Source organism: Geobacillus subterraneus (genome assembly GCF_001618685.1).
GTDB lineage: Bacteria > Bacillota > Bacilli > Bacillales > Anoxybacillaceae > Geobacillus > Geobacillus subterraneus.
In genome coordinates, this window is the sequence record NZ_CP014342.1 from 3,395,065 (window position 1) to 3,412,711 (window position 17,647).

General features: G+C 55.3%; 20 protein-coding genes. 18 read left to right on the top strand and 2 right to left on the bottom strand.

What is annotated here, in order from left to right; genetic code table 11:
• Positions 1-121 precede the first annotated feature (121 nt).
• From nikB to GS3922_RS16605, 8 genes are read left to right on the top strand one after another with little or no spacing between them, the layout of a single operon-like run.
• Entirely contained in the window at positions 122-1,063 is a 942-nt protein-coding gene (nikB, locus tag GS3922_RS16570; RefSeq protein ID WP_089135021.1) for a nickel ABC transporter permease, read from the top strand.
• A gap of 25 nt (positions 1,064-1,088) precedes the next feature.
• Positions 1,089-1,991 (top strand): ABC transporter permease, encoded by a 903-nt coding sequence (locus tag GS3922_RS16575; protein WP_063167215.1) that lies wholly within the window; start codon positions 1,089-1,091, stop codon positions 1,989-1,991.
• Positions 1,992-2,019: 28 nt separating this feature from the next.
• Positions 2,020-3,579: a glutathione ABC transporter substrate-binding protein gene (locus tag GS3922_RS16580; protein WP_020961484.1), complete on the top strand. Its 1,560-nt coding sequence runs from the start codon at positions 2,020-2,022 to the stop codon at positions 3,577-3,579.
• An 8-nt stretch (positions 3,580-3,587) separates the two neighbouring features.
• Positions 3,588-4,592 carry an ABC transporter ATP-binding protein gene (locus tag GS3922_RS16585; RefSeq protein ID WP_063167216.1) on the top strand — a complete coding sequence of 335 codons (1,005 nt, stop codon included), beginning with the start codon at positions 3,588-3,590 and terminating at the stop codon, positions 4,590-4,592.
• Positions 4,564-5,541, top strand: a complete 978-nt coding sequence (locus GS3922_RS16590; RefSeq protein WP_063167217.1) for an ABC transporter ATP-binding protein — start codon at positions 4,564-4,566, stop codon at positions 5,539-5,541. Before GS3922_RS16585 ends, GS3922_RS16590 begins: the two co-directional genes overlap by 29 nt.
• Positions 5,542-5,553: 12 nt before the next feature.
• Complete coding sequence (locus tag GS3922_RS16595) at positions 5,554-7,158, top strand: gamma-glutamyltransferase family protein (protein WP_063167218.1); 1,605 nt, start codon at positions 5,554-5,556, stop codon at positions 7,156-7,158.
• A 25-nt stretch (positions 7,159-7,183) separates the two neighbouring features.
• Entirely contained in the window at positions 7,184-7,768 is a 585-nt protein-coding gene (locus tag GS3922_RS16600) for a chromate transporter (protein WP_063167219.1), read from the top strand.
• Entirely contained in the window at positions 7,765-8,298 is a 534-nt protein-coding gene (locus GS3922_RS16605) for a chromate transporter (protein ID WP_063167220.1), read from the top strand. Before GS3922_RS16600 ends, GS3922_RS16605 begins: the two co-directional genes overlap by 4 nt.
• Before the next feature lie 280 nt (positions 8,299-8,578).
• On the opposite strand, the gene GS3922_RS16610 is transcribed toward GS3922_RS16605, so the two are convergent.
• Positions 8,579-9,088 (bottom strand): BsuPI-related putative proteinase inhibitor, encoded by a 510-nt coding sequence (locus GS3922_RS16610; RefSeq protein ID WP_063167221.1) that lies wholly within the window; start codon positions 9,086-9,088, stop codon positions 8,579-8,581.
• Positions 9,089-9,397: 309 nt separating this feature from the next.
• On the opposite strand from GS3922_RS16610, the gene spoIIID reads away from it, so the two are divergent.
• The 10 genes from spoIIID (at position 9,398) to GS3922_RS16660 (ending at position 16,562) form a co-directional block, all read left to right on the top strand.
• Positions 9,398-9,661 (top strand): sporulation transcriptional regulator SpoIIID, encoded by a 264-nt coding sequence (gene spoIIID, locus GS3922_RS16615; protein WP_008880665.1) that lies wholly within the window; start codon positions 9,398-9,400, stop codon positions 9,659-9,661.
• A 104-nt stretch (positions 9,662-9,765) separates the two neighbouring features.
• On the top strand, positions 9,766-10,767 hold the full coding sequence (mreB, locus tag GS3922_RS16620; protein WP_063167222.1) for a rod shape-determining protein: 1,002 nt from the start codon (positions 9,766-9,768) through the stop codon (positions 10,765-10,767).
• Between the two features lie 275 nt (positions 10,768-11,042).
• On the top strand, positions 11,043-11,873 hold the full coding sequence (locus GS3922_RS16625) for a flagellar hook-basal body protein (protein WP_063167444.1): 831 nt from the start codon (positions 11,043-11,045) through the stop codon (positions 11,871-11,873).
• A gap of 18 nt (positions 11,874-11,891) precedes the next feature.
• Positions 11,892-12,713: a flagellar hook-basal body protein gene (locus GS3922_RS16630; protein ID WP_063167223.1), complete on the top strand. Its 822-nt coding sequence runs from the start codon at positions 11,892-11,894 to the stop codon at positions 12,711-12,713.
• Between the two features lie 12 nt (positions 12,714-12,725).
• Complete coding sequence (locus GS3922_RS16635) at positions 12,726-13,097, top strand: DNA-directed RNA polymerase subunit beta (protein WP_063167224.1); 372 nt, start codon at positions 12,726-12,728, stop codon at positions 13,095-13,097.
• 47 nt (positions 13,098-13,144) lie between these two features.
• Positions 13,145-13,582, top strand: coding sequence for a 3-hydroxyacyl-ACP dehydratase FabZ (gene fabZ / locus GS3922_RS16640; protein WP_063167225.1), 438 nt, complete (start codon positions 13,145-13,147; stop codon positions 13,580-13,582).
• 159 nt (positions 13,583-13,741) lie between these two features.
• Positions 13,742-14,140 carry a hypothetical protein gene (locus GS3922_RS16645; RefSeq protein ID WP_063167226.1) on the top strand — a complete coding sequence of 133 codons (399 nt, stop codon included), beginning with the start codon at positions 13,742-13,744 and terminating at the stop codon, positions 14,138-14,140.
• Between the two features lie 146 nt (positions 14,141-14,286).
• A complete protein-coding gene (locus GS3922_RS16650) occupies positions 14,287-15,030 on the top strand; it encodes a YveK family protein (protein WP_063167227.1) in 744 nt (247 codons plus the stop codon).
• The gene (locus GS3922_RS16655) at positions 15,020-15,712 is read left to right on the top strand and encodes a CpsD/CapB family tyrosine-protein kinase (protein WP_063167228.1); all 693 of its coding nucleotides are present in this window, start codon (positions 15,020-15,022) and stop codon (positions 15,710-15,712) included. The genes GS3922_RS16650 and GS3922_RS16655 overlap by 11 nt, the downstream gene beginning before the upstream one ends.
• Positions 15,713-15,776: 64 nt before the next feature.
• On the top strand, positions 15,777-16,562 hold the full coding sequence (locus GS3922_RS16660; RefSeq protein ID WP_063167229.1) for an SGNH/GDSL hydrolase family protein: 786 nt from the start codon (positions 15,777-15,779) through the stop codon (positions 16,560-16,562).
• Positions 16,563-16,595: 33 nt separating this feature from the next.
• On the opposite strand, the gene tagU is transcribed toward GS3922_RS16660, so the two are convergent.
• Positions 16,596-17,534, bottom strand: a complete 939-nt coding sequence (tagU, locus tag GS3922_RS16665) for a polyisoprenyl-teichoic acid--peptidoglycan teichoic acid transferase TagU (RefSeq protein WP_063167230.1) — start codon at positions 17,532-17,534, stop codon at positions 16,596-16,598.
• Positions 17,535-17,647 lie beyond the last annotated feature (113 nt).

The following is a 17,647-nucleotide window of genomic DNA, read 5'->3' on the forward strand; positions in this document are numbered from 1 at the left end:
ATTCCTATATAATCATAAAAAACGAAATGGAAATTAACTTTGTTAAATAATCATTCAATTTTCATTAACAAACGTATACAAAATTCTCTTTTATACAAACAACAGAAAAGGGGTGAACAAGGTGGCAGGAATGATTGTCAGAAGATTTTTTCAGCTTGTCTTGTTGCTCGTCGGTATCTCGTTTCTCGTATTTACGAGCATGTACATCGCTCCAGGAGACCCGGCAGCGATCATTGCCGGCCCGACCGCATCGCAGTCAGACATTGACGCCATCCGCGACGATTTAGGGCTCAACGACCCGTTTCTCGTCCAGTATGGCCGTTACATGAACGGGCTGCTTCACGGTGATCTCGGGTACTCATACCAGACGAAACAGCCGGTGTGGGACGCGATCGCAACGAGGTTTCCGAACACGCTGAAACTCGCTGTCGCCAGCATTATTGTCGCCGTGATCATCGGCGTGGTTGCCGGCATTATCTCCGCCATCCGGCAAAATTCATGGTTTGACGTTTCCAGCACTGTTTTTGCCTTGGCGGGGATTTCGATCCCGAACTTTTGGCTTGGCACTGTGCTCATTTTAATCTTTGCCGTCAACTTGCAATTACTGCCAGTCGGTGGGTTGGACGCGCCGTTTTACACGGCAGAAGGGTTGAAGCAACTCGTGCTGCCGGCCATTACGCTCGGGACCGGATCGGCGGCGATGATCGCAAGGATGAGCCGCTCATCGATGCTTGAGGTCATCCGGGCCGACTTTATCCGGACGGCGCGGGCGAAAGGGCTGCGAGAGCGGACGGTCATTTGGGTGCACGCCTTGCGCAATGCGATGATTCCGGTCATCACCGTCATCGGCTTGAACTTTGGCTTTTTGCTCGGCGGCACGATCATTACCGAGCAAGTTTTCGCCATTAACGGTGTCGGCCGTCTGATGGTGCAGGCCATCGCCGCTAGGGATTTTCCGATGGTGCAAGGTTCTGTTTTGCTTGTCGCTACGTTGTTTGTTTTAGTCAACTTGATTGTTGACATCATCTATACGTTTATTGATCCGCGCATCAGCTACGATTAAATGAAGGATAGAGAGGGGGAAAACGATGGAAACCGGTGCAGCGGTGAACACAGGCCATGCGACAGCCGGCCTTGGGCGCAAAAAGGAAAAAATGTATGTCACCACGATCAAGCGGCTGCTGAAAAACCGATTAGCGGTCGTAGGGCTTCTCATTATCGCCATTCAAGTGCTGATGGCCATCTTTGCCCCGTGGCTGGCCACCCATGACCCGGTGAAGCAAAACTTGGCAGCTGCCGAACTGCCTGCCTTCTCCGACGGCCACTGGCTTGGAACCGATAACTATGGGCGGGACATTTGGAGCCGCATCGTATATGGCGCCCGCATTTCTCTCGTTGTCGGCATCGTTTCCGTCAGCTTAGGGCTGATCGGCGGGGTGGCGCTCGGGTTGTTGGCGGGATATTACAAAAAGCTTGATGGACTGATCATGCGGATTGTCGATTTGCTGTTTGCGTTTCCGGGCATTTTGCTCGCCATGCTTATCATCGCGATTTTAGGCACAGGTCTAATCAATGTGGCGATCGCCATCAGTATTTGGTCGATCCCGACATGCGCCCGCATCGTCCGCGGCAGCGTCTTGTCCGTGAAAAACCGCGAGTACATTTTGGCGATGAAAGCGCTCGGGGCGAGCAACGCCCGCATCATCATCAAGCATATTTTGCCAAACTGTCTGGCGCCGATTATCGTTTTTGCGACGATGCGCATGGCGACCGCCATTTTGTCGACCGCTTCGCTCAGCTATCTAGGGCTAGGCGCCCAGCCGCCGACGCCGGAGTGGGGGGCGATGATCGCCGCCGGACAGGCGTTTATGTGGACATCGCCGCATATGACGATCGTCCCAGGCATCGCGATTATGCTTGTCGTCTTTGCTTTTAACGTCGTGGGCGACGGATTGCGCGATGCGCTTGATCCGAACATGGATATCAACTAACTCAACATACCTATTGGGGGGAAAAACAGTGAAAAAGAAGTATTGGTCCTACGGACTGCTCGCTCTTGTCCTTGCTATTTCGATGGCGTTGGCCGGATGTGGAGGCAAGTCGGCTTCCAACAACGCTTCGTCCGGCTCGCAAGGGAAAGGGAACGTCGCCCAAGAGTTGACGTATGCGACAACGTCTGATGTCGTCGGCCTGTCGCCGATTTTAACGAATGACTCCGTATCATCGACAGTGATTGATCAAGTATATGAAACGTTGTTTGTCCGCGACCCGGAAACGATGGAAATTAAGCCGCACTTGGCAGAATCGTACGAAAACCCGGACGATAAAACGTGGGTCATTAAATTGAAACAAGGCATTAAGTTCCACGACGGCACCGACTTCAACGCCGAAGCGGTCAAATATACGTTCGACAAGTTAAGAGATCCGAAAACAGCAGCGCCGCGGGCTTCACTTCTTGAGCCGGTCGAATCGGTGGAAGTGAAGGACGAGTATACGGTTGTCATCAAAACGAAATACCCGTACGGTCCGATGTTGGCTGCTTTAGCACACTCAAATGCTGCGATCGTCAGCCCGACGGCCGACCAAAAGCAAGATTTAATGAAACAGCCAGTCGGCACTGGTCCGTTCAAATTTGTTGAATGGGTGCCGGGGGACCATGTGACGTTAGAGAAGAATGAACAGTATTGGCAAGGGGCGCCGACGCTGGAGAAAGTGACGTTCAAAGTCGTTCCGGAAGTGACGACGGCCATTTCAATGTTGCAAACTGGCCAAGTGCAATTGATCGACAGTATACCGGCTGAACAGCTTTCCCGCATTGAATCGATGAAAAACGTCCAACTGATCAAAAAAGAAGGCACGCCAGTCTATTACTTAGGGTTTAACATGAAAAAGGCGCCGATGAACGAGCTTGCGTTCCGCCAGGCAGTTTCTTACGCCATTAACAAAGACGAGTACATTCAACAGTTAAAAGGCCTCGGCGTGAAATCAAACAGCGTCATCGGCCCGAAAGTGTTCGGCTATGATGAAGCGTCGGAAAATGTCGCCTACACCTACGATCCGGAAAAGGCGAAACAACTCGTTGAGGAACATGGTTATAAAGGAACAACACTTAAAATGCTTGTTCCTAACACACCGGCTCAGATGAAAATGGCTGAGATCGTCCAAGCGCAATTGAAAGAAGTCGGTATTAACGCTGAAATTGAGTCGATGGAGTGGGGGACTTTCCTAGATTCGGCGAGACAAGGGAAGTATGATATTACATTTCTTAGCTGGGCGAACCTCACAGCTGACGGCAGTGAGTTATTTTACCCGAACTTCCATTCAAAAAATGCCGGTGCAACAAACCGGATATTTTACAACAATCCAACCTTCGACAAGCTTGTCGAAGAATCGCGCACCGCTATTGATCCGGAAGTGCGGAAACAAAAGCTGAAAGAGGCAAATGAATTTCTATTGAAAGATGCCGCCGTTGTTGTCATGAACCATGGCGTTGTGACGGCAGCTGTCGACAAATCGGTGAAAGGGTTAGAGATCGATGCCACAGGACAATGGTCGCTCTATCACGTTCATAGAGAGTAGGGGATAGCATGGCTGAAACATTGCTGCGTGTCGAGAACCTTGTCACGACCTTCAGCACGGCGGAGGGAAAACTCTCCGCTGTGCGGGGGGTTTCTTTTTCCGTTCGCAAAGGGGAGACGCTTTGCATTGTCGGTGAATCAGGGTGTGGGAAAAGCATCACCTCGCTGTCGATCATGGGCTTGCTTCCGAGCAACGGCAAGGTAGAGAGCGGGTCGATTGAGTTTGCCGGCCGCGATTTGACGAAACTGTCGAAAGAGGAGTTGCGCCGCATTCGCGGAAACGAAATGTCGATGATTTTTCAAGAGCCGATGACGGCGCTTAACCCGGTTTTCACGATCGGTTATCAACTTCGCGAACCGCTCATGCTCCATCAAAAGTTGTCGAAACAGGAAGCGCACGAGCGGGGCATTGCGCTGCTCAAGCAAGTCGGCATTCCGTTTCCGGAAAAGCGGATGAAGCAATACCCGCATGAGCTAAGCGGCGGGATGAGACAGCGCGTCATGATCGCTATGGCGCTTGCCTGTCATCCGAGCCTGCTCATCGCCGATGAGCCGACGACGGCCCTTGATGTGACGATTCAGGCGCAAATTCTCGACTTGATGAACGAGCTAAAGCAAAAATTGAACATGGCCGTCATTTTAATTACCCACGATATGGGGGTTGTCGCCGAAATGGCCGACCGGGTGATGGTCATGTACGCCGGGGAGAAAGTGGAGGAAGGCGATGTCGAAAGCATTTTCGCCAATCCGCGCCATCCGTATACAAAAGGGCTGCTGCAATCCGTGCCGAGCGTTGATGACGAGGAGTATTCACTCGAACCGATTCCAGGCACGCTGCCGAGTTTAAACGAACAAATTGACGGCTGCCGGTTCCACCCGCGCTGCCCGTTTGCGACTGATCAATGCCGGACGGCACCGCCGCCGGAGAGAACGATCAGCGCCAGCCATTCCGTCCGCTGCTGGTTAGAAGAGGGGGTTCACAACGATGAGCAAGTCAAAGCAGCCACTTCTTAAGTTGGAAAGCGTGAAAAAGTATTACCCGATCAGGGGGGGACTGTTGCGGCGCGTTCAAGGCTACGTAAAGGCGGTCGAGAACGTTTCCCTTGACGTGTTTGCCGGAGAGAGCATCGGCATCGTCGGTGAATCAGGCTGTGGGAAGTCGACCCTTGGCCGGACGATTCTCGGTTTAGAAGAGGCAACGGACGGATCGATCTTTTTCCAAGGCGAAGAAATCAGCCGCTTGCCGGAACGGCAGCGCAAACGGTGGAAAAAAGAAATGCAGATGGTATTCCAAGATCCGTACGCCTCGCTGAACCCCCGTCAACGCATCGGCCACGCGCTCGAGGAAGCGTTTGTCATCCATACGGACATGACAAAGGCCGAGCGCGAGGAGCGCGTGTTGCAGCTGCTCCAAGAAGTCGGGCTCCGTCCGGAACATTACGACCGCTATCCGCATGAATTCAGCGGCGGCCAGCGGCAGCGGATCGGCATCGCCCGGGCGATTGCCTTGAATCCATCGCTCGTCATTTGCGATGAGGCCGTCTCCGCGCTAGACGTATCTGTCCAAGCACAAATCATTAAACTGCTAAAAGACATTCAAGAAAAACATGAGCTGACGTATTTATTCATCTCCCACGATTTAGGGGTCGTGCGCCATTTTTGCAACCGGGTGCTCGTCATGTATTTAGGCCATGCAGTCGAGCTTGCGCCGTCGCGGGAATTGTACGCCAATCCGCTGCATCCGTATACGAAGGCGTTATTGTCCGCCATTCCGCGGCCGAAGCCGGGCGCTAGGCGGGAGCGTATTCGCCTTGAAGGCGACTTGCCGAACCCGGCCAATCCGCCGAAAGGCTGCCCGTTCCATACGCGCTGCCCGGTGGCGACCGAACGATGCAAACAAGAACGGCCGGAGTGGAAAGAAGCGGCTCCAGGTCATTTTGTCGCTTGTCATGAAGTGAAGTGAGGAGGGGTTGCGATGGACTACTTATACCACCCATACCCGTCGCAGCGGATGACGGTGTTTGCCAAAAACGGCGTTGTGGCGACATCACAGCCGCTCGCTGCCCAGGCGGGGCTTGAGGTGCTGAAAAAAGGCGGCAACGCCATCGATGCGGCGGTCGCCGCCGCGGCCTGCCTGACGGTCGTCGAGCCGACATCGAACGGCATCGGCGGCGATGCGTTCGCCCTCGTCTGGACGAACGGGAAGTTGTACGGCTTAAACGCGAGCGGCTATGCGCCGGCTGCCATTTCGCTTGACGCGCTAAAAGAGCGCGGCTATACGGAAATGCCGAAGTACGGCTTCGCCCCGGTGACGGTCCCGGGCGCACCGGCGGCGTGGGCGGCGCTGTCGAAGCGCTTCGGCCGCCTGCCGCTTGCCGACACGCTCGCGCCGGCGATCGCTTATGCTGAAAACGGCTACCCGGTATCGCCCGTGCTCGGGAAGTACTGGGCGAACGCCTACCGAGTGTACAAAGAAGCGCTCCGCGGGCCGGAGTTCGCTTCGTGGTTTGCGACGTTTGCGCCGGGCGGCCGCGCCCCGAAGATCGGGGAAGTATGGGCGTCGCCTGATCATGCGGCGACGCTTCGCTCCATCGCGGAAACGGAAGCGGAAAGCTTTTACCGCGGCGAGCTGGCGGAAAAAATCGCCGCCTTCTCGAAGCAATACGACGGCTTTTTGACGCTCGAGGATCTCGCCGAGTATGAACCGGAATGGGTTGAGCCGATTTCTGTCTCCTACCGCGGCTATGACGTATGGGAAATCCCGCCGAACGGCCAAGGGCTTGTCGCGTTGATGGCGCTCAACATCATGAACGGGTTTGACGTGCCAAACGTTCCGGACGTTGAGACATGCCACCGGCAAATCGAGGCGATGAAGCTGGCCTTTGCCGACGGGAAAGCGTATATCGCCGACCGCCGCTATATGGACTATCGCGTCGATGAGCTGTTATCCGAATCGTTTGCCGCCATGCGCCGGGCGCAAATCGGTGAGGAGGCGCTCACGCCGGAGCCGGGAACGCCGCCAAAAGGCGGAACGGTCTATTTGGCTGCCGCTGACGGTGAAGGCAATATGGTGTCGTTCATCCAAAGCAACTATATGGGCTTCGGATCCGGCCTCGTTGTGCCGGGCACAGGGATCGCCCTGCACAACCGCGGCCATAACTTCGCCTTTGATGACGGCCATCCGAACGGGCTCGCACCAAGGAAAAAGCCGTACCATACGATCATCCCCGGCTTTTTGACGAAAGGCGGCACACCGATCGGCCCGTTTGGCGTCATGGGCGGGTTCATGCAGCCGCAAGGGCATATGCAAGTGATCATGAACACGGTCGATTTCGCGCTGAATCCGCAAGCGGCGCTCGATGCGCCCCGTTGGCAGTGGATGGAAGGGAAAACCGTGCTCGTCGAGCCGCGCTTCCCGCGCCATATTGCCGAAGCGCTCGCCCGCAAAGGGCACGACATCCGTGTGGCGTTAGACGGCGGCCCGTTCGGCCGCGGGCAAATCGTTTGGCGCGATCCTCACACCGGCGTGCTCGCTGCCGGGACGGAGCCGCGCACGGATGGAGCGGTCGCCGCTTGGTGAAACTAGCGATAAAGGAATGACAACGATGAATCAATGGCACTTGTTTCTCGCCTTTTTTCGTGTCGGCATGCTCGGGTACGGGGGCGGTCCGTCCTCGATCCCGCTCGTGCGCGCCGAAGTGGTGACAAAATACCGCTGGATGACGGACGAAGAATTCGCCGAGATTTTGGCCATCGCCAACGCCTTGCCCGGCCCGATCGCGACGAAGCTCGCCGGCTATATCGGCTACCGCGTAGGCGGTGCGTTTGGGCTTTTGAACGCCGTCGTAGCGACGACCGCCCCGACGGTGGTGCTAATGATCGTGCTGTTGGCGGTGCTGTCATCGTTCAAGGACACGCCGTGGGTCGCCGGGATGACGAAAGCGGTCGTCCCTGTTGTCGCGGTTATGCTTGCCGAGATGACGTGGCAGTTCACCAAACAGGCGCGCGCCGCCCTCGGCATCTGGCCGGCGGCCTTGCTTCTTGCCGCTTGCTTTGTCGCCTTGCAGTGGCTCGGGCTTCACCCGGCGCTTGTCGTCGCCCTGTTGCTTGTGGCGGCGTTTGTCGGGCGGAGACAACCGGAAGCGGCGAATGGAAACGAGCGCGGTGAAAGGAGGAAGGTGTCGCCATGATTTACTGGCATTTGTTTCTCGCCTTTTTTTGGCCCGGCATCCTCGGCTACGGCGGCGGCCCGGCCTCGATCCCGCTCGTCGAGCACGAAGTCGTCGACCGCTACCAATGGATGACGGTCAATGAATTCAGTGAAGTGCTGGCGATCGGCAACTCACTGCCCGGCCCGATCGCGACGAAAATGGCCGGGTACATCGGCTACGAACAAGCCGGCCTCCTCGGCGCCGCTGTCGCCGTGTTTGCGAGCGTCGCCCCGTCGCTCATTTTGTTGCTCGCGCTCTTGCAGCTCTTGTACAAATGGAAAGACGCGCCGCAAGTAAAGCGGCTCACCGCCTACATCCGCCCGGCGATCGCCGTCATGCTCGGGATTATGGCGATCGACTTTTTCCGCGAATCGTACGAAGGGGCCGGGCTCGGCCAAACGGCGTTTCTCACCGCCGCGAGCGCTTTTTTGCTGCTGGGCAAATGGCGTATCCACCCGGCGTACGTCATCGTCTTGGCGCTTGTGTACGGAGCTGTCTTCTTGTCCTAGAACATGAATTCACTCTAACGAACCGAGGCTTCACGTATACGAAGCCTCGTTTTTCTTTAGCGGAACAGAAAACAGCCAAAAGGAAGGGTCGCCTTCATCCTGTTGTTCACTCGGAGAAACAGCAGGATGTCCGGGCCAAACAGGCCGCCTGCACGCAAGATCCGAACATGGCGCATCATGCTCGAAAAGGATCGCTCGCTCCGTGGAAAAAACGTTCTGCCCGCTTCCCCGAGCGTGCGCCGGCGCAAAAAAAAACGTGCCGGCGATACAGGCACGTTGTCTATTCCACGGTAAACGTCACGCTCGCCCGGGCGTTCGGCCAGTTTTTGTCGGCGAGCCACCACTCAAGCGTGTACGTCCCGGGCGCTAAGTCGCGGAACGTCTCCTGAAAGGACAGCTCTTCGCCTTGTTTTAACGTCCGCTCTTCGTAAATTTGCGCAAACATCTTCCCTTCGCTGAACTGCTTCACCTTTTTGCCGTCGCGGTACAAAATGTAGTCATACTTTTTCGAACTCGTGAACGTCACCGTCTGCACGCGTTCGGTTTGGTTTTTGACCGTAAACGTAAACACGTAGGCGCCGTTTTCCTTTTTGTACGTCAACGACGGCGCAAGCGTGCCGGCGATCATTCCTTTTCCATCCGCTTGCGCCGGTTTGCCCGCCGGGGCGGGGCCAAGCAAGTCATCCTTTGCCTGCGGGCGCTCGCTGCCGTTTGTATACATAAACAACGCGCTCGCCGCCGCCACCCCAGCCAGCACCGCGGCGATGCCGATCGCTTTTCCTTTGCCCATATCGGACCCTCCTTTTGTCTCTTTCTATTATAGTCGTTTCCCGTTTCCCTCCCGTTACAAACCGCGAAAAAATTGTGAAAAAACCGTTGTCCGCCTTGATATTTCTGGTATATATGCCCGATTTGTCTAATAAAATGTTACAAATTGAACAGCAATGAGAGTGGTTGAGGTGGGGATCGTTCACAACCGGCAAGCGACGCGGCGAAGACGCTTCCAAGACATCCAGCGAAAGCGGCGCTCATCATTGGCAAGACGAGTCTCATTTCACACTTCTCACTTCTCACATCCAACTTAGGGAGGGCGAGTGGTGTGCACGATTACATCAAAGAGCGTACGATCAAGATTGGCAAGTATATCGTGGAGACGAGGAAAACCGTTCGCGTCATCGCGAAAGAGTTTGGCGTGTCGAAAAGCACCGTGCATAAAGACTTGACCGAGCGGCTGCCGGAGATCAATCCGGAGCTGGCCCAAGAAGTAAAACAAATTCTCGATTACCATAAATCGATCCGCCATTTGCGCGGCGGCGAAGCGACGAAGAAAAAATACAAAAAGCAAGCGGTGAAAAACAACTAACTTTTTCCTTGCCATCTGCCGTTGGCAGTATCATTCCGGCTGCGGAATATGGTAAAATAACCAATTAGGAATGATTTCAGGGCAGAGGCAAGGAGGAGCAATGTATGTTTTCACGAGATATCGGCATTGACCTAGGCACGGCGAACGTCCTCATTTTCGTCAAAGGCAAAGGCATTGTGCTCAATGAGCCGTCCGTCGTGGCGATCGATAAAAACACGAACAAAGTGCTCGCAGTCGGCGAAGAAGCACGACGAATGGTCGGACGTACTCCTGGGAATATTGTTGCCATTCGGCCGCTCAAAGACGGCGTCATTGCCGATTTTGACATTACGGAAGCAATGCTTAGGCACTTTTTAAGCAAGCTCGACCTAAAAGGCTTTTTCGCCAAACCGCGCATTTTAATTTGTTGCCCGACGAACACGACGTCTGTCGAACGGAAAGCGATCAAAGAGGCAGCGGAAAAAAGCGGCGGCAAAAAAGTGTACTTAGAGGAAGAGCCGAAAGTCGCAGCCATTGGCGCCGGAATGGACATTTTCCAGCCGTGCGGAAACATGGTCGTCGATATTGGCGGTGGCACAACCGATGTCGCGGTTCTCTCGATGGGGGACATTGTCACCGCCTCTTCCATTAAGATGGCTGGGGACAAGTTCGACATGGAAATCTTACATTACATTAAGCGTGAATATAAGCTGCTCATCGGGGAACGAACGGCCGAAGAAATTAAAATCAAAGTCGCAACGGTATTCCCAGGCGCACGGACCGAGGAAATCGACGTCCGCGGCCGCGATCTCGTCACCGGGCTGCCGCGCACGATCACCGTTCGTTCAGAAGAAATCGAACGGGCGCTTCGCGAGCCGGTGTCTTTAATTGTACAAGCCGCCAAAAGCGTGCTCGAGCGCACGCCGCCGGAACTGTCGGCGGATATTATCGACCGCGGCGTCATTTTAACGGGCGGCGGCGCGCTGCTTCATGGCATCGATCTGCTGTTGGCCGAAGAGCTAAAGCTGCCGGTGTTTATCGCTGAAAATCCGATGGACTGCGTCGCCATCGGCACCGGGCTGATGCTCGAGAACATCGACCGCGCGCCGAAAACGCAGTTCGTTTGATCGTTTCGCCAGCGGAAGCCAAATGAACGGCGCTTCGTGTTTGCGCGAAAAAAAAAAGAAAGGCGGGGGATGCGGCGGCCGCTTCCGCTCGCCTATAATGTAGGAAGAGACAGAAACCATCGCTGCCTCGAGCCAGCAGCGGTTTTTGGAAAAATCGTTCCTTTAAGTACGGAGAGGAATGGAAATGCGATCGCCTGAATGAAGGTGGATCGTTCATCATGACAGGTCATGATTCTATGGCAATGGCCAACAATGGGACAAGCGAGGTGATCGTCATGCTAAGGGGACTGTATACGGCTGCGAGCGGCATGCTGGCGCAGCAGCGGCGCGTCGATTGGCTCACCAACAATTTGGCAAATGCCGAGACGCCAGGGTATAAAGCCGACGCAGGAACGATGAGAGCGTTTCCGGAACTGTTGATGCACCGGCTCGAGGACGAGCCGATCCCGGCCGCCCCGCGGCGCGCCATCCCGGCGCAAACGGCGATCGGGCCGCTCAACACCGGCGTATATGTGCAAGAGCTCATCCCGAACTTCCGCCAAGGGGATATGAAAGAAACCGGTCTTTCCACCGATGTCGCCTTAGTCGATGGACAAGTCCCGGTCGACCCGGCAAGCGGAGAACGCGGCGCGCTCTTTTTTGCCGTCGAAAACGGCCAAGGCGAGAGGCGCTATACAAGAAACGGCCATTTCACCTTGAGCCCGGACGGCTATTTGACGACGCAAGACGGCTGGTATGTGCTGGATGACAACGGCGAACGCATCGCCATCCCGAGCGAATCGTTCACCGTCCGCGACGACGGGACGATTATGGCAGAAAACGGTGCGACCGCCCGCTTAGGCGTCGTATTCGCCGCCAATCCGAAAACGCTAGTGAAAGAAGGGAACGGCCTCTTCCGCAGCACGGCTGGGCTGTTGCCGCAGGCGCCGGGCAATGTGACGTATACGGTCAAACAGCGCTTCATCGAGCGGTCCAACGTCGACATCGAACGGACGATGACCGACTTGCTCGCCGCCTACCGCGCCTTTGAAGCGAACCAAAAAATCGTCCAAGCGTACGACCGCAGTTTAGACAAGGCCGTCAACGAAGTCGGCCGCCTGAAATGATGAAAGGGGGACAAGCCCTTGCTCCGCTCGATGCACACCGCCGCCAACACGATGAACGCATTGCAGCAGCGGCTCGATACACTAAGCCATAACATCGCCAACAGCAACACGACCGGGTTTAAACGGCGCGAAGCGAGCTTCGCCGAGCTGTTGACCCAGCAAGTCGACCGCCTGCCAGACGACGAAGCGCCCCGGCAGACGCCGGCGGGCGTGCGCTACGGCAACGGGGCGGGCCTCGCGTCGACGATGCTCGTCACCGCCCAAGGGCCGCTTACGGAAACCGGCCGCGCGCTCGATTTCGCCTTCACCGCCGCCAACCAATGGTTTCGCGTCCGAGTCACCGCCGCCAACGGCGCCGCAACGATCGGCTACACGCGCGCCGGCAACTTTTCATTGACGCCCACCGGCGGCCGGCTCGCTCTCGTGACAAGCGACGGCCGCCCGGTGCTGGATGAAGCGAACGCCCCGATCGAGCTGCCTGCCGAGGCCACCGGCTTCCAGCTGTCCCCGACCGGGACGTTGACGGCCACCGATGCCAACGGGGCGGTCGTCGCCCGCGTCAACCTGGGTGTCACGGTGATCCGCCGCCCGCAGCTCCTTGAAGCATTCGGCGACAACGTCTTCGCCCTTCCCGCCGTTCCGGGCGCCGCTGAGGAGCTGAACGGCAACGGGCGCGGCCGAATCGCCATGAAACAAGGGGCGCTCGAACAGGCGAACGTGGACCTCGGTGAAGAACTCACCGGTTTGATGACAACTAGTCGTGCCTATCAGCTGAACGCCCGCGCCATTTCCATTTCTGAACAAATGCTCGGGCTCATTAACAACTTGCGCTCCTCATAAGGAGAGATCCACATGAGCAAGGAAACGAAAAACGAACCGCTCTCCCGCATCGCGCGGCGAAAAAAGCAAGAACAACATTCCGCCGCCAGCCCAAGCGATATCGGCGAAGCCGCTGCCTTGCATAAAGAACAGCCGACGGAAGCGAACGAACCGCCAAACGAACCGCCATCTGAAGCTGAACCGACGGAGAGCAAGCGCCGCTTCGTGCGCACGCGGCTCATTCCGATCTGGCTTCGGCTCGTAATCGTCACCGTTCTCATGGCGATCTGCCTTGCGGCGGGCGCGGTCGTCGGCTACAGCGCCATCGGCGACGGACAGTGGCTGGACGTGTTCCGCCCGTCAACGTGGCAGCACATCATTGACTTTGTAGAAAAAGGGACATAGAAAGCCAGTGAGCTGCATGTTTGATTCCAACAGAAAGGAGTGTCGCTATGCTCGACATCCAACAAATTCAAGCGATCATCCCGCACCGCTACCCGTTTTTGCTTGTCGACCGCATTGTTGAAATTGAGGAAGGAAAACGTGCCGTCGGCATCAAAAACGTCAGCGCCAACGAAGCGTTTTTCGCCGGCCATTTCCCGGAATACCCCGTCATGCCCGGCGTCTTAATCGTTGAGGCGCTCGCCCAAGTCGGCGCCGTCGTCCTCCTGCAAAGCGAGGACAACCGCGGCCGCCTCGCCTTTTTCGCCGGCATCGACAACTGCCGCTTTAAGCGCCAAGTCAAACCAGGCGACCAGCTCCGCCTCGAAGTCGAAATTCTCCGCGCCCGCGGCGCCATCGGCAAAGGCAAAGGCGTCGCCACTGTCGACGGCGAACTCGTCTGCGAAACAGAGCTCATGTTCGCCCTCGGTGAGAAAACAAACGGCTGACCAACGCGCGCTCCTTTGCGGGGCGCGTATGTTCATTCCCCTAAACGCCACCTCCGCATTTGTTTCATTCCCCTTGCATGAAATGCGCTCTTCTGGGAAAGATAAACAAGGACCGGTCTTACATAAGGTCACAACAACACGAAGAAAGGAGAAGGTGCAATGAAAAACAAAACGCTGCTGTTCAAACTGTTCAGCGCCGTCGTCGCCCTCTTTTTAGCGGCCGGATGCAACGGTGACAACGACAACGACAATCCGCCGCCGCCAAACAACGAACAAAACGATGTCAATGACAATGGTGACAACGGCGTCAATGACATGGACATGAACCCGGCCGATGACATCAACCAAGACGATAACGCCGACAACGACGTTGTGCCAGGGGATAACGGTGACAACAATGGCAACGACAACAACGGCGACCTTGTCCCGGGCGACAATGACAACGACTTAGCGCCGGGCAACGACGTGGGCGACGATGAAAACGACCGAAACCCGGATCCGGAAGATCCGATTGAAGACCCGCAAGACGCCAACGACCGCGATAATAAAGATGAATAATGCAAAGAGGCTGCCGGCTAGGCAGCCTTTTTGGTTGGAGAAAATTAGTACCGATTTTGGCTAGATATGCTTCTTCCTATCCGCTATAATGGGAATGTCCATTTATTGTCGAAACATGCAGACAGGCGATCATAGGGGGGTACAGAATGGAAGAAACTATCAGCCTGCGTGAACTGTTTGACACATTGCGCAAACGGCTTTGGCTGATCGTCTTGATCACCGCGCTTGCCACCGTCGTGAGCGGTGTGGTCAGCTATTTTATACTGACGCCGATTTACCAAGCGTCCACGCAAATTCTCGTCAACCAAGCCAAATCCGAGCAGCAGTTCTACAATTTTAACGAAATCCAAACGAACGTGCAGCTCATTAACACGTACAGCGTCATCATCAAAAGCCCGACGATTTTAGAAAAGGTGAAAGGTGAGCTGCAACTCGATCAGACGTTCGACGAGCTGAACGAACAAATTCAAGTGTCGAGCGAAAAAGACTCGCAAGTGTTCTCCGTCACCGTCCAAGACCCGGATCCCGCCATGGCGGCTAAGATCGCCAATAAAACGGCCGAAGTGTTCAAAAACGAAATCGTCAAAATCATGAACATCGACAACGTGACGATTCTCTCGAAAGCGGAAGTGAAAGAACACCAAGCCCCGGTCAAACCGAAGCCGCTTCTGAATATGGCCATCGCCTTCGTCGTCGGCCTCATGACGGGTGTCGGACTTGCCTTCCTGCTTGAGTACTTGGACAACACGATCAAAACGGAAGAGGATGTCGAACGTCATCTCGGCCTGCCGGTGCTCGGTGCGGTCAGCTTGATCACCGCCGACGGCAGCCAAAAGAAGAAACACGAACCGGCTCTTCCGCAAGCGAGAGGTGAAACCATTGGCTCGTAAAAAACAGATCCGCAAAGCGGAACGAAGACTGATCACCGTTGATAATTCAAAATCCCCGATCGCCGAACAATACCGGACGATCCGGACGAATATTCAATTTTCATTCATTGATGCGCCGCTCCGCTCCTTGATCGTGACTTCCACTGGCCCGGGTGAAGGAAAATCCACCACGGTGGCCAACTTGGCGGTCGTCTTCGCCCAACAAGGGAAAAAGACGTTGCTCATTGACGCTGACTTGCGCAAGCCGACCGTCCATTACACGTTCCGCCTCAACAACTACATGGGGTTCACCAACGTCTTAACAGGCTCGGCCCCGCTTTTGCCGACGTGCCAAGAAACGGACATCGACAACTTATTCGTCCTATCATCCGGCCCGATCCCGCCGAACCCGGCCGAGCTGCTCAGCTCGAAAGCGATGGCTCAGTGTCTTGAACAACTGTATGAGACGTTTGACCTTGTCATCTTTGACACCCCGCCCGTCTTGGCAGTGACCGATGCGCAAATTTTAGCGAACCAATGCGACGGCACGGTGCTCGTGATCGAAAGCGGCCGAACCGACATCGAAGCGGCCGTCAAGGCGAAAGAGCTGCTCGAAGCAGCGAACGCCAAGCTGCTCGGCGTTGTGTTGAACAAACGGAAACATCGTGACGGCGGCTATTATTACTACTACCAATACAAATAACAACAAGCGGCTTCCCAACGGCGGGAAGCCGTTTATGTAAGAGAGAAAGAAAGGGGAGAGATCGTTGAGAAACTTCGTCCTGATCCTTTTGATCGCTGTCGCTTGCCTAGCCTTTGCCATTGCCGGACACGTGTACTGGAAACAAACGATCGACGCGACGGTGCAAGCAGCGCGGGCGAAAATGGAAACGTTCGCCGAGCAAGAAGAGAAAGCAAATCAAACGGAGGCGGCCCTTGCCCGCGCCAAACGGCTGCCTGCCGATGCTCAAGCTGCCATTAAACGGGCTGTCGAGGAAAACCGCCCGATCCGCCTTGTGATCGCCGGCTCGGAATCGACACCCGAGAAAGGCGGCTGGCCCGACCTATTGAAACAGGCGCTCGACGAAGCATACGGGGAGGGGACGTTCCAAATCACCGTCCATGAATACGAAGGCTTGACGACCGCCGCTGCTGACAGGCAGCGCATCGCCGCCGACTGGGCCAGTGATAAACCGGATCTTGTCTTACTCGAGCCATTTTTGTTAAATGACAACGGTGTGATTACGATTGATGACACGCTTACCCATATTCAGTCGATCATCGACCAGCTCAAATCTGCCGCACCCGATGCGGTCGTGATGTTGCAGCCGCCGAACCCGATTTACAACGCTACATACTATCCAGAACAAGTCGAAGAACTCGAAGCGTTCGCCAAAGAGAACGGCTACCCTTACATCAACCATTGGCCCGCGTGGCCCGACAATCAAAGCGAAGAACTAAATAAATACATCGACCCAGAAAGCGACCTCCCGACAGAGGAAGGTGCCAAACGATGGGCCGACGCGCTCGCCGAGCATTTCATCGCCCAATAAAACACGCGCACCTCAATCGGGTGCGCGTCCCGTTTACCGCGACGCTGTCGCCGACAGCTCTAAATGTTCTTTCAACTCATTCGAAATCGCCGTTCGCTCGCTATCCGGCACGATTAGGTAATACGTGCCGTTCATTTTCGTCCCTTGGCCGGTAATGTGCAGCTGCTTAATTTGCTTGCGGGCGTCTTTGTAATTCTCTTGGATGTCTTTCATTTCCTCAAATGTTAAGTTCGTCTTAATGTTTTTCCCGATCGCCGCGAGCACATCGCTATAGTTCGTGAGCGATGAGAAGCTCGCCCCTTTCTCAATAATGGCTTGAATGATTTGTTTCTGGCGGTCTTGGCGCCCGAAATCGCCGCGCGGGTCGTCATAACGCATACGCGAATATTTCAGCGCCTCTTCCCCGTTTAGCGTAATTTCCCCTTTCGGGAAGTACGTTCCTTCATACGTAAAGGCAAACGGGTTGTTCACTGTCACCCCGCCAACGGCATCCACGATATCGCGGAAGCTTTCCATATTGACTTTAATGTAATAATCGATCGGAATATCTAAGAAATGCTCGACCGTCGCCATCGTCATCTCCACTCCGCCAAAGGCGTATGAGTGGTTGATTTTATCTTTCGTCCCTTTCCCGACGATCTCTGTTCTCGTATCGCGCGGCACGCTCACCATCTCAATCGACTGCTTGTTCGGATTCACCGTCATGACGATGAGCGTATCGGCGCGTCCCTTATCCCCTTTCCGTTCATCGACGCCAATTAACAAAATCGAAATCGGTGTCTTCCGCTCGAACGACACGTCGTCTTGTCGTTTTTCCGACTTCCAATTTACTTGTTCATGCATTTCATTGGCGGTTCGTTTGACATTATGGTAAACGGAATAGGAAAACAATCCTACTCCTGCCAATAACACAATACACACCCCCGCCAACCAGCGGAGCCATCTCTTCTTTTTTCGACGTTTTGCCCTCATGGATCCTCTTCCTTTACAATAAAAAATGTTCACTCATATCATCTCGATTATAGACCGTTTTTGACGAGAAGACAACTGGAAGCCGCTTTGCGCCATTTCCACTTTGCCCCTCC

What these genes read in the sequence shown, in the direction of transcription:
- GS3922_RS16650 (WP_063167227.1), top strand. Translation starts at nt 14,287, where the DNA reads ATGGAAGAAACTATCAGCCTGCGTGAACTGTTTGACACATTGCGCAAA.
- GS3922_RS16605 (WP_063167220.1), top strand. Translation starts at nt 7,765, where the DNA reads ATGATTTACTGGCATTTGTTTCTCGCCTTTTTTTGGCCCGGCATCCTC.
- GS3922_RS16595 (WP_063167218.1), top strand. Translation starts at nt 5,554, where the DNA reads ATGGACTACTTATACCACCCATACCCGTCGCAGCGGATGACGGTGTTT.
- GS3922_RS16585 (WP_063167216.1), top strand. Translation starts at nt 3,588, where the DNA reads ATGGCTGAAACATTGCTGCGTGTCGAGAACCTTGTCACGACCTTCAGC.
- GS3922_RS16635 (WP_063167224.1), top strand. Translation starts at nt 12,726, where the DNA reads ATGAGCAAGGAAACGAAAAACGAACCGCTCTCCCGCATCGCGCGGCGA.
- fabZ (WP_063167225.1), top strand. Translation starts at nt 13,145, where the DNA reads ATGCTCGACATCCAACAAATTCAAGCGATCATCCCGCACCGCTACCCG.
- GS3922_RS16610 (WP_063167221.1), bottom strand. Translation starts at nt 9,088, where the DNA reads ATGGGCAAAGGAAAAGCGATCGGCATCGCCGCGGTGCTGGCTGGGGTG.
- mreB (WP_063167222.1), top strand. Translation starts at nt 9,766, where the DNA reads ATGTTTTCACGAGATATCGGCATTGACCTAGGCACGGCGAACGTCCTC.
- GS3922_RS16600 (WP_063167219.1), top strand. Translation starts at nt 7,184, where the DNA reads ATGAATCAATGGCACTTGTTTCTCGCCTTTTTTCGTGTCGGCATGCTC.
- tagU (WP_063167230.1), bottom strand. Translation starts at nt 17,534, where the DNA reads ATGAGGGCAAAACGTCGAAAAAAGAAGAGATGGCTCCGCTGGTTGGCG.
- GS3922_RS16575 (WP_063167215.1), top strand. Translation starts at nt 1,089, where the DNA reads ATGGAAACCGGTGCAGCGGTGAACACAGGCCATGCGACAGCCGGCCTT.
- GS3922_RS16625 (WP_063167444.1), top strand. Translation starts at nt 11,043, where the DNA reads ATGCTAAGGGGACTGTATACGGCTGCGAGCGGCATGCTGGCGCAGCAG.
- GS3922_RS16645 (WP_063167226.1), top strand. Translation starts at nt 13,742, where the DNA reads ATGAAAAACAAAACGCTGCTGTTCAAACTGTTCAGCGCCGTCGTCGCC.
- GS3922_RS16590 (WP_063167217.1), top strand. Translation starts at nt 4,564, where the DNA reads ATGAGCAAGTCAAAGCAGCCACTTCTTAAGTTGGAAAGCGTGAAAAAG.